A 13,833-nucleotide genomic window follows, 5' to 3' on the forward strand; every position below is an offset into this window, starting at 1 on the left:
GTTCGGCAACAAACCTCACCGGCCTCTTTGCGACCCTTTAGAATAGAGACGAGTGTGCCCAGACAACTGACGGGCACAACCCAACTCATCAGCGACTGTTGAGGGAGAAAGCCGCCACATGGCAAAGATCATCTATACACACACCGACGAAGCGCCGATGCTCGCCACGCACTCGTTCCTGCCGATGGTTGAGGCTTTTGCCTCCCAGGCGAACGTGCCGATGGAAACCCGCGATATTTCGCTGGCTGGCCGCATCATCGCAACGTTTTCTCACATGCTCCCAGAGAACCAGCGCATCAACGATGCCCTGGCTGAGCTGGGCGAGATGACCCAGAGCCCAGATGCGAACATCGTGAAGCTTCCGAACATTTCGGCTTCCGTACCGCAGTTGAAGGCAGCCGTTGCTGAGCTGCAGGCGCAGGGCTACGACCTGCCGAACTTCCCAGACGAGCCAAAGACTGACGAAGAGCGCGAGATCCGCGAGCTCTACGGCAAGGTCATGGGTTCCGCTGTGAACCCGGTCCTGCGTGAAGGTAACTCCGACCGCCGTGCACCGCAGTCCGTCAAGAGCTACGCGAAGAAGAACCCTCACTCGATGGGTGAGTGGACCAAGGACTCCAAGACCAACGTCGCGACGATGGGCAAGAACGACTTCGCGTCCAACGAGAAGTCCGTTGTGCTTGAGAAGGACGACGAGCTGACCATCCGCTTCACCCCTGCCGGCGGCGAAGCGAAGGTTCTCAAGCCCGCGTTCAAGGTTCTCGAAGGTGAGGTCGTTGACGGCACGTTCATGTCCGTCAAGGCACTCGACGCTTTCCTCAAGGAGCAGGTTGCGCGCGCTAAGGACGAGGGCATCCTCTTCTCCGCGCACCTCAAGGCGACCATGATGAAGGTCTCCGACCCGATCATCTTCGGCCGCGTTGTCCGCGCTTACTTCGCTGACCTGTTCGAGAAGTACGGCGACAAGCTCGCAGAAGCTGGCCTGTCCCCGAACAACGGCCTCGCAGCGATCATCTCCGGCCTCGACTCCCTCGACGCCGAAACCGCTGAAGCCGTCAAGGCAGAGATCGAGAAGGCCTACAACGAAGGCCCGTCGATCGCTATGGTTGATTCCTCCCGCGGAATCACCAACCTTCACGTCCCATCGGACGTCATCGTCGACGCATCCATGCCAGCGATGATCCGCACCTCCGGCCAGATGTGGAACGCTGACGACAAGACCCAGGACACCCTGGCGATCATCCCTGACTCCTCCTACGCTGGCGTCTACCAGACCGTGATTGAGGACTGCCGCGCGAACGGCGCGTTCGACCCAGCAACCATGGGTACCGTCCCGAACGTTGGCCTCATGGCTCAGAAAGCTGAAGAGTACGGCTCGCACGACAAGACCTTCCAGCTCGAGGAAGACGGCACGGTTGAGGTCGTCAACTCCGCAGGCGATGTTCTGATTTCCCACGAGGTTGAGGCCGGCGACATCTGGCGCGCATGCCAGACCAAGGACCTGCCGATCCGCAACTGGGTTGAGCTCGCAGTTGAGCGCTCCCGCCAGTCGGGTATGCCAGCTGTGTTCTGGCTCGATGAGAACCGCGCACACGACGCGAACCTCATCGAGAAGGTCAACACCTACCTCAAGGACCTCGACACCGACGGCCTGGACATCCGCATCCTTGCTCCGAAGGAAGCAACCCAGTTCTCGGTTGATCGCATCCGCAAGGGTGAGGACACCATCTCGGTGACCGGTAACGTCCTGCGTGACTACCTGACCGACCTGTTCCCGATCCTCGAGCTCGGCACCTCCGCGAAGATGCTCTCGATCGTTCCACTGCTTGCTGGTGGTGGATTGTTCGAGACCGGCGCTGGCGGTTCCGCACCGAAGCACGTTCAGCAGCTCGTTGAAGAGAACCACCTGCGTTGGGACTCCCTCGGTGAGTTCCTTGCTCTCGCTGAGTCCTTCGAGAAGTTCGGCCGCCAGACCGAGACCCCAGCAGCTGAGGTTCTTGGCCGCGCACTCGATGCAGCGACCGGTACGTTCCTCGACGAGAACAAGTCCCCATCCCGCAAGGTAGGCGAGCTCGACAACCGCGGCTCCCACTACTTCCTGGTTCGCTACTGGGCTGAAGAACTCGCACAGCAGACCGAGGATGCGCGCCTTGCACAGGTCTTCGCACCTGTTGCGAAGGCACTCGCAGAGAAGGAAGAGCAGATCATCTCCGAGCTCAACGGCGCACAGGGCGTAGCAGTTGACCTGGGTGGCTACTACCGCCCAGACGAGAAGAAGGTCTCCGAGATCATGCGTCCTTCCGCAACCCTCAACGAGATCATCGACGGCCTCAAGGCCTAAGTTTCTCGCTTCAGCGGGGCTAGCACAGCTCGCTGATACAGCGAACGGGAGGCGTGACCATGTGGTCACGCCTCCCGCGTGTTTAAGTGCGAGTGTCTACGGCGTCGAGGTGCGATCTAGTTATCGAGCGCTACTGCGTGACGGCGGGCCAAGCCGACGTAGGTTTCGGCGGAAGTTGACAGTGCCGCAACTTCCTCATCGGTCAGCTCACGGCGGACCTTCGCAGGCGCGCCTGCAACCAGAGACCGCGGCGGAACCTCCATGCCCTCCAAAACGAGCGCGCCAGCGGCGACAAGCGACTGCTCACCGATCACAGCGCCATTCATGATGGTCGCGGACATGCCAACCAGCGTCCCGTTGCCCACAGTGCAGCCATGCACCACGGCGGCGTGGCCGACAGTGACATCGTCACCGAGGGTGCACGGGTACTCAGGGTCAGCGTGAACCACGACGCTGTCCTGAAGATTGGTGCGGGCGCCAACGCGGATCGGGGCGGAATCCCCGCGGACCGATACCCCGTAGAACGCCGAAGAATCCTCAGCCATCACTACATCGCCACTAACCGTGGCGGTAGGGGCCAGGAACGCGGCGGCCTCGACGTCAGGGGTTCCGTTATCAAGTGGAATGATATGTGCCATGCGACCAGCCTACTGACGCCGGCGCGCTGTTGCACTCAAAACGCTGTTGCACTCACAGCTCAGTCGCGAACCCACGAATCCGGAAGCACGGGTGCGTCCTTCGGGTCGAAACCGCCCACCGGGATGGTCTGGTTCGGGCAGCTCTTGAGAACGCGTTTCATCGCGTCCTTTTCAGGCGGGCTGACCCACAAGCCATACCGAGACTTGACCGCGATCTGCCGGGCCACCATCGGACATCTGTACGCCTTGTTAGGTGGGAGCCAGCTAGCGGCATCGTGATCGGATTTCTGCTGGTTGAGCGGGCCGGAGACCGCGAGCAGATTCAGCGGGTCGTTCGCGAGCAGGACGCGTTCGCGTTGGCTCAGGTTCTGCGCGCCCTTTTGCCACGCATCAGACAGCGCTACGACGTGGTCGATCTGAACCGCCTGGGAGGTGCGGGGACCGCGTTCAAAGTTGATGGTTCGGCCCGAATACGGGTCATTCAGAACGCCCGATATGACCTTGCAGCGGCCTTCACGTGTTGTGTTGCGGAGGTCTCGGGTGAGGATGTCGTCGCGGGTGCGGCAGCCGTTGCGGTCGGTATCGAGCCACGCGCGGCCGAAGGCGCCGGTGCGGTCGTAGCCGGTCTTGGGTGCTCGGCCTTTGACCTGGAGCGTTTCGAGGACCACCGCTGCGTTGTTGGATGGCTTCGCCGGTTTAGATGGCTTGGCTGGTTTGGTCGGTTTGGAAGGCTCGGCCGGCTTAGCTGGCTTCGCCGTTTTGCTTGGCTTGGCTGATTCTGACGGGTGAGCGGATTCGCTCGGTGTGGGCGATGCAGTTGGTGCGGCCGGCTGAGTGGTTTGCGAAGGCCCCGGCTCCGAAGGTGCCGCCTCCGAAGGGCTCGGCGTCGCTTCGACTGACGGTGCGGCGGTCTGCGAGTGTTCCGCGTCTTCAGCCGAGCACCTTCCGATCATGGAAAGCACAAAGAGAATCACCACGACAACCAGGATTTTCTGCATCGTGGTTGACTGCGTCGATGAGGCTCCGGACTTTCCATGCATACCGAGCATCATCCACCAGCAGGAGCCTCATACGCGGGATCGGCTCGCCATTGAGCCCTATGTGACGCATCACGGCAGGGTACACAACGCTACGGCACACAGTGCCGGGCCGTGGGGCGTCATAATGGACTCATCATGCAGTGCGATTATTACGATGCGGGCGTGTGCTTATCGTGCACGCTCATAGAACAACCGTATGGCGAGCAGGTCGAGCTCAAGCAGCGGCAAGCTCAGCAGTTGCTTGAGCCGTACGGGCCAACGACCTGGCTTGAACCGTTCACCGGGCCTGAGCAGGGGTACCGCACGCGCATCAAGATGGTGCTGGGCGGCACGTTCCGCCGACCGACGTTCGGGATCCTGGACCGTGAACGTCGCGGCGTTGACCTGCGCGAATGCGGCGTGATCCACCCTGACTTGACCCGGATGTTTGGCCTGATTCATTCGCTCATCCGCATCAGCAAGCTTGCCCCGTACTCCGTCCCGAAGCGAACCGGTGAGCTCAAACAAGTTCACATGACGCTAAACGAAGCCGGGCAGATCATGCTGCGCTTCGTGGTCCGCTCCCGCGCCGGCGTGGCGGCACTGCGCCCGCATCTGGCGGGCTTCCTCGCAAGGGCGCCGCACATCGTGACCGTGACCGCGAACCTGCTACCGGATCACGTAGCGCTCGCCGAGGGTGATGAGGAAATCCACTTGGCAGGGGACAAGACCTTCCCGCTGAGGATCAGCGGTTTGCCGTTGCGGGTTCGCCCGCAAGGTTTCGTGCAGACTAACCAGGTTGTCGCGGAAGGGCTCTATGCGCAGGCAGGGGAGTGGGTTGCGACGGCCTGCGCGGGCAACGAAGGTGCGCCGCCGGAAACGGTGTGGGACCTGTATGCGGGTGTGGGCGGTTTCGGATTCACGGCTGCCCAGGCCGGTGCCGGGTCAGTGGTCGGCGTTGAGACCTCCGACGAGGCGGTTGCAGCGGGCAACGCTGCGGCGGCTCAGCAGGGTATGGGCTCAGTCGAGTTCATCGCGGCGGACGCGACACAGTGGGTGCGTGAAAAGCCCGCGCCTGAGCTGATCATCGTGAACCCGCCTCGGCGTGGCCTGGGCCCCGAGCTGCCCGGCTGGCTCAACGAATGCTCCGCAGAGCGGATCATATATTCGAGTTGTAACCCGACCACGCTCGCGCGCGACCTCGCCGCGATGGACAGCTGGAAAGTTGATCAGGCACGCTTGTTCGACATGTTCCCGCAGACCCCACACATGGAGGTCATCGCGCTACTGAGCAGGCTCTAGGAGTAGGGCCTAGAGCGCACAGTATCAGTCGAAAACACCCGTGCTCAGTCGAAAACAACAGTGCGGTGGCCGTCCAACAGCACACGATGCTGTGCGTGCCAGCGCACGGCACGCGCGAGAGTCTGAGCCTCGGTCGCGCTGCCTTGCTGCACGAGCTCTTCCGGGGTGCGGTCGTGGCGGACCGGCGTGACGGCCTGATCGATGATCGGGCCCTCGTCGAGGTCGCTCGTCACATAGTGCGCGGTCGCGCCGATGAGCTTGACGCCGCGAGCATGCGCCTGGTGGTACGGCCGTGCACCCTTGAAAGACGGCAAGAACGAGTGGTGGATGTTGATCGCGCGGCCCGCGAGCTCGTTGCAGAGCTCGTCGGTCAGGATTTGCATGTAGCGGGCGAGCACCACGAGGTCGATGTCGTGTTCCGCAATAAGCTCGCGTAGCTGAGCCTCGGCCTCTGGCTTGTTGTCTTTCGTGACCGGGATATGCGCGAAAGGCACGCCATAAAACTCAGCCAGCGGCTTCAAATCCGTGTGGTTGGACACGATGAGCGGAACCTCGATCGGCAGGTAGCCCGCGTGTTGGCGGCTCAATAATTCTTCAAGCGCGTGCGGCGCCTTCGAGCACATGATGAGGGTCCGCAGCGGCGCGCTCGCGTCCCGCACATTCAGATCCATCTGGAACTGCTGAGCAACCGGGCGTAACTGAGCCTCAACATCGGCGGTTGGAAGCGACACATCCGCTTCGATCCGCATGAAGAACGTACCGGTCTGCTGTGAACCGTACTGTTGGGACTCAATGATGTTGCCGCCAGCCTGGAACAGCGCGCCGGTGACGTGATGCACGATGCCGGGCTGGTCTGGGCAGGACAAGCTCACCACAATCCGGTGGTTGCTGTTCGCATCGCGGTTCAGAGTCACGTCGCGGTTTTCGGCTTCGTCGCGGTGGTTGTTTTTGAGTTCCATAGGCTTCACGATAGCGGCGGTACGAGGCGGGGCTGGCATTCGTTGAGTTGTTAAGTCGAGTATCGGACGGTGCCTGGGGAGTGTTCACGGGCTAGAATGAATGCGTCCGCCGTGTGTTCACTCGTCACCTCACGTGCCGGGTGCCGCGGCATCAGCTGTTGCCGAACAACAACGAGCGCTAAGCGCCGCACAGGAGAGGCCCCGTGTCACAGACTCCCGATGTCACTAATCAGCCGCTTGCTGAGCTTGACCCCGAAATCGCTGCCCTGATCGATCAGGAATTGGGTCGCCAGCGCGACACCCTGGAAATGATCGCTTCTGAAAACTTCGCGCCGCGCGGCGTTCTCGAGGCTCAGGGCTCGGTTCTGACGAATAAGTACGCCGAAGGTTATCCGGGACGCCGTTATTACGGCGGTTGCGAATACGTTGACCAGGTTGAGGACCTGGCTCGGGACCGCGTCAAGGCACTGTTTGGTGCTGGCTTCGCTAACGTTCAGCCGCACTCGGGTGCTTCCGCTAACGCTGCCGCGTTGGCGGCGATGATCAACCCTGGCGACACGATGCTGGGCCTTTCGCTCGCTCACGGCGGCCACTTGACGCACGGCATGAAGCTCAACTTCTCCGGCAAGCTCTACAACGTTGCGGCGTACGAGGTTGACCCTGAGACGTTCCGCATCGACATGGACAAGGTGCGCGAACAGGCGCTCGAGACCCGCCCGAACGTGATCGTTGCTGGATGGTCTGCGTACCCACGCCACCTGGATTTCGAGGCGTTCCGTTCGATCGCCGACGAGGTTGGAGCGCTTCTGTGGGTTGACATGGCCCACTTCGCTGGCCTGGCTGCGGCTGGTCTGCACCCGAACCCAGTTCCGGTTGCTGACGTCACGACCTCGACCGTCCACAAGACCCTGGCCGGCCCTCGTTCCGGTGTGATCTTGTCCAACACCGCCGAGATGTCTAAGAAGATCAACTCTGCTGTGTTCCCTGGCCAGCAGGGTGGTCCGCTTATGCACGCGATCGCCGGTAAGGCCGTTGCGTTCAAGGTCGCTGCTTCCGAGGAGTTCAAGAACCGCCAGGAGCGCACGCTCAGCGGCGCGAAGATCCTCGCTGAGCGCCTCACCGCTAAGGACGTCGCTGACACCGGTGTTTCGGTTCTGACCGGCGGCACCGACGTCCACCTGGTCCTGGTTGACTTGCGCGAATCCGAACTGGACGGCCAGCAGGGCGAAGACTTGCTCCACGAGGTGGGCATCACCGTCAACCGCAACTCTGTCCCGTGGGACCCACGCCCACCGATGGTGACCTCCGGCCTTCGCATCGGTACGCCGGCCCTGGCGACCCGCGGCTTTGGCGACAAGGAATTCACCGAGGTTGCGGAAATCATCGCGGTGGCTTTGCGCGACGGCAAGAACGCCGACGTCGATGCGTTGCGTGCCCGCGTGGATAAGCTCGCGGCTGACTTCCCGCTCTACCCTGGCCACGAGAACTGGTAAGGGGCAACGTGACTGCAGTAAAGCTTGATGGGCGCGCGGCGTCCAAGGCGATCAAGGAAGAGCTCGCTGAGCGCATCGCGGTGCTCAAGGAGCAGGGCGTGACCCCGGGGATCGCCACGGTCCTAGTGGGTGCTGACCCGGCGTCCCAGTTGTACGTGGGGATGAAACACAAGCAGTCGGTGGCTTTGGGCATGAATTCGATCATGCGTGAGCTGCCTGCGGATGCGACCCAGGAAGACGTTGAGGCGCTGATTGACGAGCTCAACGCTGATGAGTCTTGCCACGGCTACATCGTTCAGCTGCCGCTGCCGAAGCACCTGGATACGGATGCGATTCTCGAGCGGATTGACCCGAAGAAGGACGCGGACGGCTTGCACCCGACCAACCTCGGCAAGCTGGTTCTCAACGTCAATGACCCCATCGAAACCCCGTTGCCGTGCACCCCGCGCGGTGTGATTGAGCTTTTGACGCGCAATGGCGTTGAGATCGCGGGTAAGCATGTTGTTGTTGTGGGCCGCGGTGTCACGATCGGCCGTCCGATCGGCCTGTTGTTGACCCGTCGCGAACACAATGCGACCGTGACGTTGACCCACACCGGAACCAAGGACATGAGCGAGCACTTGCGTCAGGCTGACATCGTGGTTGCTGGCGCGGGTGTCAAGCACATGATCAAGGCTGAAGACATCAAGCCGGGTGCCGCTGTACTGGATGTGGGTGTGACCCGCGAACCGGATCCCGAGGGTGGCCGCGATAAGGTCTACGGCGACGTCGACCCGGCGGTCGAAGAGGTTGCGGGATATCTTTCGCCGAACCCAGGTGGTGTGGGCCCGATGACGGTCGCGCTGCTCATGACTAACGTTGTTGAGGCCGCCGAACGTTCCCTCAAGAAGTAGGCGATCGCATCACGTAGAGGTATCAAACCTCGCTGATACGCGAAGTGGGGGCGTCCAAACAGTTCGAACTGTTTGGACGCCCCCACTCGTTTAAGCGGTAGGCCGTGTCAGCTTAGTTGCGGACGTTGGCTTCGATTCGCTGGCCGACTTCTTCGTCGATGTTCTTCCAGTACTCAATCGCGTTGGAGAGAACTGGCTCTACAACGTCGGAGAGTGCGCCGGAAACGGTCTCGACGAGGCGGTCACGGCCGGCGTCGTCGAAGACGTTGCGGACCAGGTCGTGTGCCTGCGAGAAGTCGTCGTCGTCCTTACGGAGGGTGTAGGCGGCGCGGGTCAGGTCGCCGTCAGCTTCCCAACCGTTGTCGACCGGGCCCTCTTCATCCGACCACGAGTCACCGAACGAGTTCGGAGCGTATACGGAGCGAGCACCGGTGTGCTCGTACCACATGTTGCCCTCGAAGTTGTAGGTGTGGACGTCGTTGATTGGACGGTTGACAGGCAGCTGCTGGAAGTTGGTGCCGATGCGGTAGCGCTGTGCATCCGCATATGCGAAGTTACGGCCCAGCAACATCTTGTCTGGGGAGTTACCGGTACCTGGAACCATGTTCGCTGGGGAGAAAGCAGCCTGCTCGATCTCAGCGAAGAAGTTCTCAGGGTTGCGGTTCAGGGTGAAGGTACCGACCTTGTGGCGTGGGTAGTCACCCAGTGGCCAAATCTTGGTGAGGTCGAATGGGTTCAGACGGTAGGTCTTAGCCTCTTCGTACGGCATGATCTGAACGTGCATGTCCCACTTCGGGTAGTCGCCGTTCTTGATGGCCTCGAACAGGTCACGGCGGTGTGCTTCAGCATCAGTACCGGCGAGCTGCTCTGCTTCCTCGTTGGTGAGGCCCTCAACACCCTGCTGGGAGAGGAAGTGGTAGCGAACCCAGAAGCGCTCGCCTTCAGCGTTGACCCACAGGTAGGTGTGGGAGCCGTAGCCGTTCATGTGGCGGTAGCTCTTAGGGATACCGCGGTCACCCATGAGGTAGGAAACCTGGTGTGACGTCTCTGGGTTCTGAGTCCAGAAGTCCCACTGCATCGTGTTGTCGCGCAGGCCGTTTTCAGGCAGGCGCTTCTGCGAACGGATGAAGTGTGGGAACTTCATTGGGTCGCGAACGAAGAAGATCGGGGTGTTGTTACCGACGAGGTCAAAGTTGCCCTCTTCGGTGTAGAACTTGAGTGCGAAACCGCGAACGTCGCGCCACGTGTCTGGGGAGCCGAGCTCACCAGCAACCGTGGAGAAACGAGCCAGCATCGGGGTCTTCTTGCCAGGCTGCAGGAAGTCAGCCTTGGTCCACTTCGAAACGTCTTCGGTGACCTCGAGCTCACCGAACGCGCCGGAGCCCTTTGCGTGTGGGCGGCGCTCTGGAACGTTCATGCGGTTGAAGTGTGCCAGCGTCTCGACCAGGTGGTGGTCGTGCAGGACGATCGGGCCGTCCTGACCAACGGTCAGCGAGTTGCGGTCGCTGACAGCAGGGATGCCGGCCTGGGTGGTTGAACCCGTGCCGTGTGGCTTGGTGTTCTCAGCCATGTTGCTCCTTTACTTGGATGAGATTGAAACTTTGTGGACGACCTTATGTTTCTTTGCAGTCCTCGCAAAGACCGCGGTAGAGAACCTCCGCCACAGCAATGTCGATGCCGTGGGCGTGTGAAGGTTCAAGGCACGGAGCGTGCCCGACGGCGCACTCCACGTCCTCAAGTCTGCCGCATTTCACGCACTGAACATGGTGGTGGTTGTCTCCGGTTTCCACCTCATACAGGGTGGGGGAGTTAGGGACTTCCACGCGCCGCAGCAACTTCACGTTCGTGAGGTCGTGCAAGATCATGTGCGTGGTTGAAAGCGCTAACTGAGGTAGAGCTTCCGATGCGAACTTGTGGATCTGTTCTGCTGACGCATGGGATGACGCGGCTGTTGCTCGCATCACCGCCATGCGTTGCTTGGTGACACGGCGGTGATGCGCTTTGAGCGTTTCTGCCCATGAGCGTTCACGGTCGTCAACTGGTGTAGCCGCCGTGATCGGTCCGAGTGTCATGCAACACATTCTAGCAAATTATTCTGAATTATTCAGAATAGGAGGCGAATTCTTGGTGACGTGACAGAGAAGCCAGTTGCTGTCCGAAGCACCTTTGTGCTGGAAGACTTCACGCCGACCTTATGTAGTATTCACATGTGACACACGACTCAAAACAACATTCTGAGATATCAGGCGCGGCCTCCCTTGAAACCTCCCGGACGGGAGCGCCAGCTGTTCTGCGGGCACGTTCGCTGACTAAGCGATTCGGCGACTTCACCGCCGTCAACGGCATCGACTTCGACGTCGCGGCAGGCGAATCCTTCGGTCTGCTAGGCCCGAACGGCGCCGGCAAGTCCACGACCATGAACATGATCGGCGGCGTCTCAACCCGCACATCGGGCGAGCTCAGCATCCTCGGAATGGACCCGAGCGAAGAAGGCCCACGCTTGCGTGCACACCTCGGGGTTGTGCCACAGCAAGACAACCTCGACGAAGAACTCACCGTCCGCGACAACCTCTACATCTACGGCCGCTACTTCGGGATGAAACGCCGCGAAATCGTGCCGCGCATCAAAGACCTGCTCGCGTTCGCGCAGCTTGAAGACAAGGCCGCCAACCGCGTCGACCAGCTCTCCGGCGGTATGAAGCGCCGCCTGACCATCGCGCGTTCGCTCATCAACGACCCCGCCGTGCTGCTACTCGACGAGCCAACCACCGGCCTCGACCCACAGGCCCGTCACATCCTGTGGGACCGCCTCTACCGGCTCAAAGAACGCGGCACAACGCTCATCATCACAACCCACTTCATGGACGAAGCCGAGCAGCTCGCTGACCGGCTGATTGTGGTCGATGGCGGCGAGATCAAAGCTGAAGGTTCGCCTTCCGCGCTCGTGCGCGAGTATGCGACCCGTGAAGTCGCGGAGATGCGCTTCGGTTCGGACCAGAACGCTGCGGCAGCCGAGATCCTGAACAAGGACGGCTTCCGTACCGAGACCCTCGCCGACCGTGTGCTCGTCTACGCAGACGATGGCGAAGCCGCGATCTCTCGCGCCGTGAGCCTGGGCTTGCGTCCCGTCTCGACCCTGGCCCGCCGCGCATCCCTTGAAGACGTGTTCCTGATCCTGACGGGACGGTCCCTCATTGACTGACTCTCGCAACCCACACGCAACCAGCACCTCGGCAACCGCCGGCGCCTCAGCAACAGGCGCCGACGTCATCGAACGCCGCGAACCGATCACCGGGCCCACAGAACAAGGCGACCGCTCTGCGCGAAAGGTCGCCCGTGCAGGCTCGTGGTACTTCGCTGAATATCTCTTCCGCGGGATGCGCCGCTACATCGACGTGATCCTCGCGGACTCCGTCGGAACCCCACTCATCTACCTCATCACGATGGGCATGGGCCTCGGCACTGTCCTGACGAATAATCAGACGAGCTTCGACGGCGTCTCCTACATCACCTTCATCGCAGGTGCTCTCGCCGCGACCATGGCGGTCGGTATTGCGATGGAGGAAATGACCTTCCCCGTGATGGGTGGGTTCAAATGGAACCGGACCTATTACGGTCCGCAAGTCACCCCGATCACGCCGCAACAGATCGCTCGGGGCACGGTGATCGCGGTCTCGATTCGCGTGGTGGCGCAGACCCTACTTTTGCTTCTGATCCTCGCGGCCTTCGGCGCTATCCACAGTCTGAGCGCCGTCTTGGTGATTGTGTTTTCAACCATCGCAGCGCTTGCATTCGGCTTGCCGTGTATGGCGTTCGCGGCCGGTATCTTCCAGGAGCGCGGCCAGTTCTCGGTCATCATGCGCTTCATTTTCACGCCGATGTTCCTGTTCTCGGGAACGTTCTACCCGCTCGAACACCTGCCGATCTACCTGCAGTGGATCGGTTGGATCTCACCCATCTGGCATGCAGCCGAGCTGAACCGGTGGGCGATCTACGGGCACGAAGTTGAGCCGTGGATGTTCCCGGTCCACCTCGGCGTCATGATCGTGGTGGCCGTGATCGCTTTCCTGATCGCGCAGACCCGCTATTACCGCCGTTTACGCGGCGAAAAGGTTAAGACTCGCGTGTGGGGTGCGCGCGCTGCCAAGAAGACGATGGCGAGCATGGCCCCCGCTGACACCTCTGATGAAGCAGGTGATCCGTACGCGGTCGGCTACGGAAGCCAACCTGGAGTTGTCGAGGCGTCACGTGGAGTTGAGGGAGCCGGCGACGTTGCCGCCGGCGCGGCTACGGACGATGCAGTAGCGAGCCAGCAGGCCCCGGGTGCAGCGCAAGCCGCGCTTTCGCAGGTCAGCAAGCCACGGCGTCGTTGGCTATCCAACCTGTATGGCCGCAACGCTAAAGCGGTCATGGAACGTTCGTGGATGGCGACCAAGAACTCGACGTGGATTGTGATCGTGACCGGCTTCGCCGAGCCAGTGCTCTACTTGGCTTCGCTCGGTTTCGGCCTCGGCGTGGTCATCAGCGGTGTTGAAGGACCTGGCGGGCAGACGATGAGCTACGCGGCCTACATCGCGCCGGGATTGCTCGCGGTTTCAGCCATGAACGGTGCCCTCATGGACACCAACAACATGTTCTTCAAGCTGCGCTACGCCAAGCTCTACCGGGTCATGCTCAACACGTCACTCGGCCCGATGGACGTTGCGATCGGAGAAATCACGATGGCGATGATCCGCGGGTTCATCTACTCGCTCGGCTTCTACCTCATCGCCGCGGCAGCGGGTCTCGTGGGGTGGGGCAGTGGGTTGCTCATGATCCCGGCTGCCGTGCTCATCGCATTCGGATTCGCAGCTGTGTTCATGGCCATCACCACGTGGTTCACGCGCTTCCAGCACCTCGACTGGCTGAACATGATCGTGCAGCCGCTGACCCTGTTCTCCGCGACCTTCTTCCCGCTGGACGTCTACCCGCAAGCCGTGCAGGCTGTGATCGCCTCGCTACCGCTGTGGCACGGCGTCGACCTGCTGCGCATGCTCGCGACCTCGACGTTCACCATCGACATCCTGTGGCATGTTCTGTACTTCGTTGTCATGGCGGTTGCAGGGCTGACGGTTGCGACCATGCGGTTCAAGAAGATGTTCCTCACCTAACGAGTGGGCCGGACACAACACGTGAGCAAGACCGTGCG

General features: G+C 61.3%; 11 protein-coding genes. 6 read left to right on the forward strand and 5 right to left on the reverse strand.

Features of this window, described 5'->3' with window-relative positions:
• Positions 1 to 118: 118 nt before the first annotated feature.
• On the forward strand, positions 119 to 2,341 hold the full coding sequence (locus JOD50_RS06410) for an NADP-dependent isocitrate dehydrogenase (protein ID WP_204880857.1): 2,223 nt from the start codon (positions 119 to 121) through the stop codon (positions 2,339 to 2,341).
• A gap of 116 nt (positions 2,342 to 2,457) precedes the next feature.
• Here the strand turns inward: JOD50_RS06410 and JOD50_RS06415 are convergent, their stop codons facing one another.
• The gene (locus JOD50_RS06415) at positions 2,458 to 2,979 is read right to left on the reverse strand and encodes a gamma carbonic anhydrase family protein (protein WP_204880858.1); all 522 of its coding nucleotides are present in this window, start codon (positions 2,977 to 2,979) and stop codon (positions 2,458 to 2,460) included.
• Between the two features lie 59 nt (positions 2,980 to 3,038).
• Complete coding sequence (locus JOD50_RS06420; RefSeq protein ID WP_239541545.1) at positions 3,039 to 4,019, reverse strand: HNH endonuclease family protein; 981 nt, start codon at positions 4,017 to 4,019, stop codon at positions 3,039 to 3,041.
• Positions 4,020 to 4,130: 111 nt separating this feature from the next.
• On the opposite strand from JOD50_RS06420, the gene JOD50_RS06425 reads away from it, so the two are divergent.
• Positions 4,131 to 5,300, forward strand: coding sequence for a class I SAM-dependent methyltransferase (locus JOD50_RS06425; protein ID WP_338052044.1), 1,170 nt, complete (start codon positions 4,131 to 4,133; stop codon positions 5,298 to 5,300).
• A 44-nt stretch (positions 5,301 to 5,344) separates the two neighbouring features.
• Here JOD50_RS06425 and purU read toward each other — a convergent pair whose 3' ends face one another.
• Positions 5,345 to 6,208: a formyltetrahydrofolate deformylase gene (purU, locus tag JOD50_RS06430; RefSeq protein ID WP_420825539.1), complete on the reverse strand. Its 864-nt coding sequence runs from the start codon at positions 6,206 to 6,208 to the stop codon at positions 5,345 to 5,347.
• 254 nt (positions 6,209 to 6,462) lie between these two features.
• Here purU and glyA point away from each other — a divergent pair, with 254 nt between their 5' ends.
• Together glyA and JOD50_RS06440 are read left to right on the forward strand one after the other, a co-directional pair.
• Positions 6,463 to 7,752, forward strand: coding sequence for a serine hydroxymethyltransferase (gene glyA, locus JOD50_RS06435; protein WP_204880859.1), 1,290 nt, complete (start codon positions 6,463 to 6,465; stop codon positions 7,750 to 7,752).
• Between the two features lie 8 nt (positions 7,753 to 7,760).
• Positions 7,761 to 8,645 (forward strand): bifunctional methylenetetrahydrofolate dehydrogenase/methenyltetrahydrofolate cyclohydrolase, encoded by an 885-nt coding sequence (locus tag JOD50_RS06440; protein WP_204880860.1) that lies wholly within the window; start codon positions 7,761 to 7,763, stop codon positions 8,643 to 8,645.
• A gap of 112 nt (positions 8,646 to 8,757) precedes the next feature.
• On the opposite strand, the gene JOD50_RS06445 is transcribed toward JOD50_RS06440, so the two are convergent.
• Positions 8,758 to 10,215, reverse strand: coding sequence for a catalase (locus tag JOD50_RS06445; RefSeq protein WP_204880861.1), 1,458 nt, complete (start codon positions 10,213 to 10,215; stop codon positions 8,758 to 8,760).
• Positions 10,216 to 10,258: 43 nt separating this feature from the next.
• Positions 10,259 to 10,717 carry a Fur family transcriptional regulator gene (locus JOD50_RS06450; RefSeq protein WP_204880862.1) on the reverse strand — a complete coding sequence of 153 codons (459 nt, stop codon included), beginning with the start codon at positions 10,715 to 10,717 and terminating at the stop codon, positions 10,259 to 10,261.
• A 167-nt stretch (positions 10,718 to 10,884) separates the two neighbouring features.
• On the opposite strand from JOD50_RS06450, the gene JOD50_RS06455 reads away from it, so the two are divergent.
• Together JOD50_RS06455 and JOD50_RS06460 are read left to right on the forward strand one after the other, a co-directional pair.
• Positions 10,885 to 11,847 (forward strand): ATP-binding cassette domain-containing protein, encoded by a 963-nt coding sequence (locus tag JOD50_RS06455; protein ID WP_204881575.1) that lies wholly within the window; start codon positions 10,885 to 10,887, stop codon positions 11,845 to 11,847.
• Entirely contained in the window at positions 11,840 to 13,795 is a 1,956-nt protein-coding gene (locus tag JOD50_RS06460; protein WP_204880863.1) for an ABC transporter permease, read from the forward strand. The genes JOD50_RS06455 and JOD50_RS06460 overlap by 8 nt, the downstream gene beginning before the upstream one ends.
• Positions 13,796 to 13,833 lie beyond the last annotated feature (38 nt).

It is taken from the genome of Pseudoglutamicibacter cumminsii, assembly GCF_016907775.1.
GTDB classification, from domain to species: Bacteria; Actinomycetota; Actinomycetes; order Actinomycetales; family Micrococcaceae; genus Pseudoglutamicibacter; species Pseudoglutamicibacter cumminsii.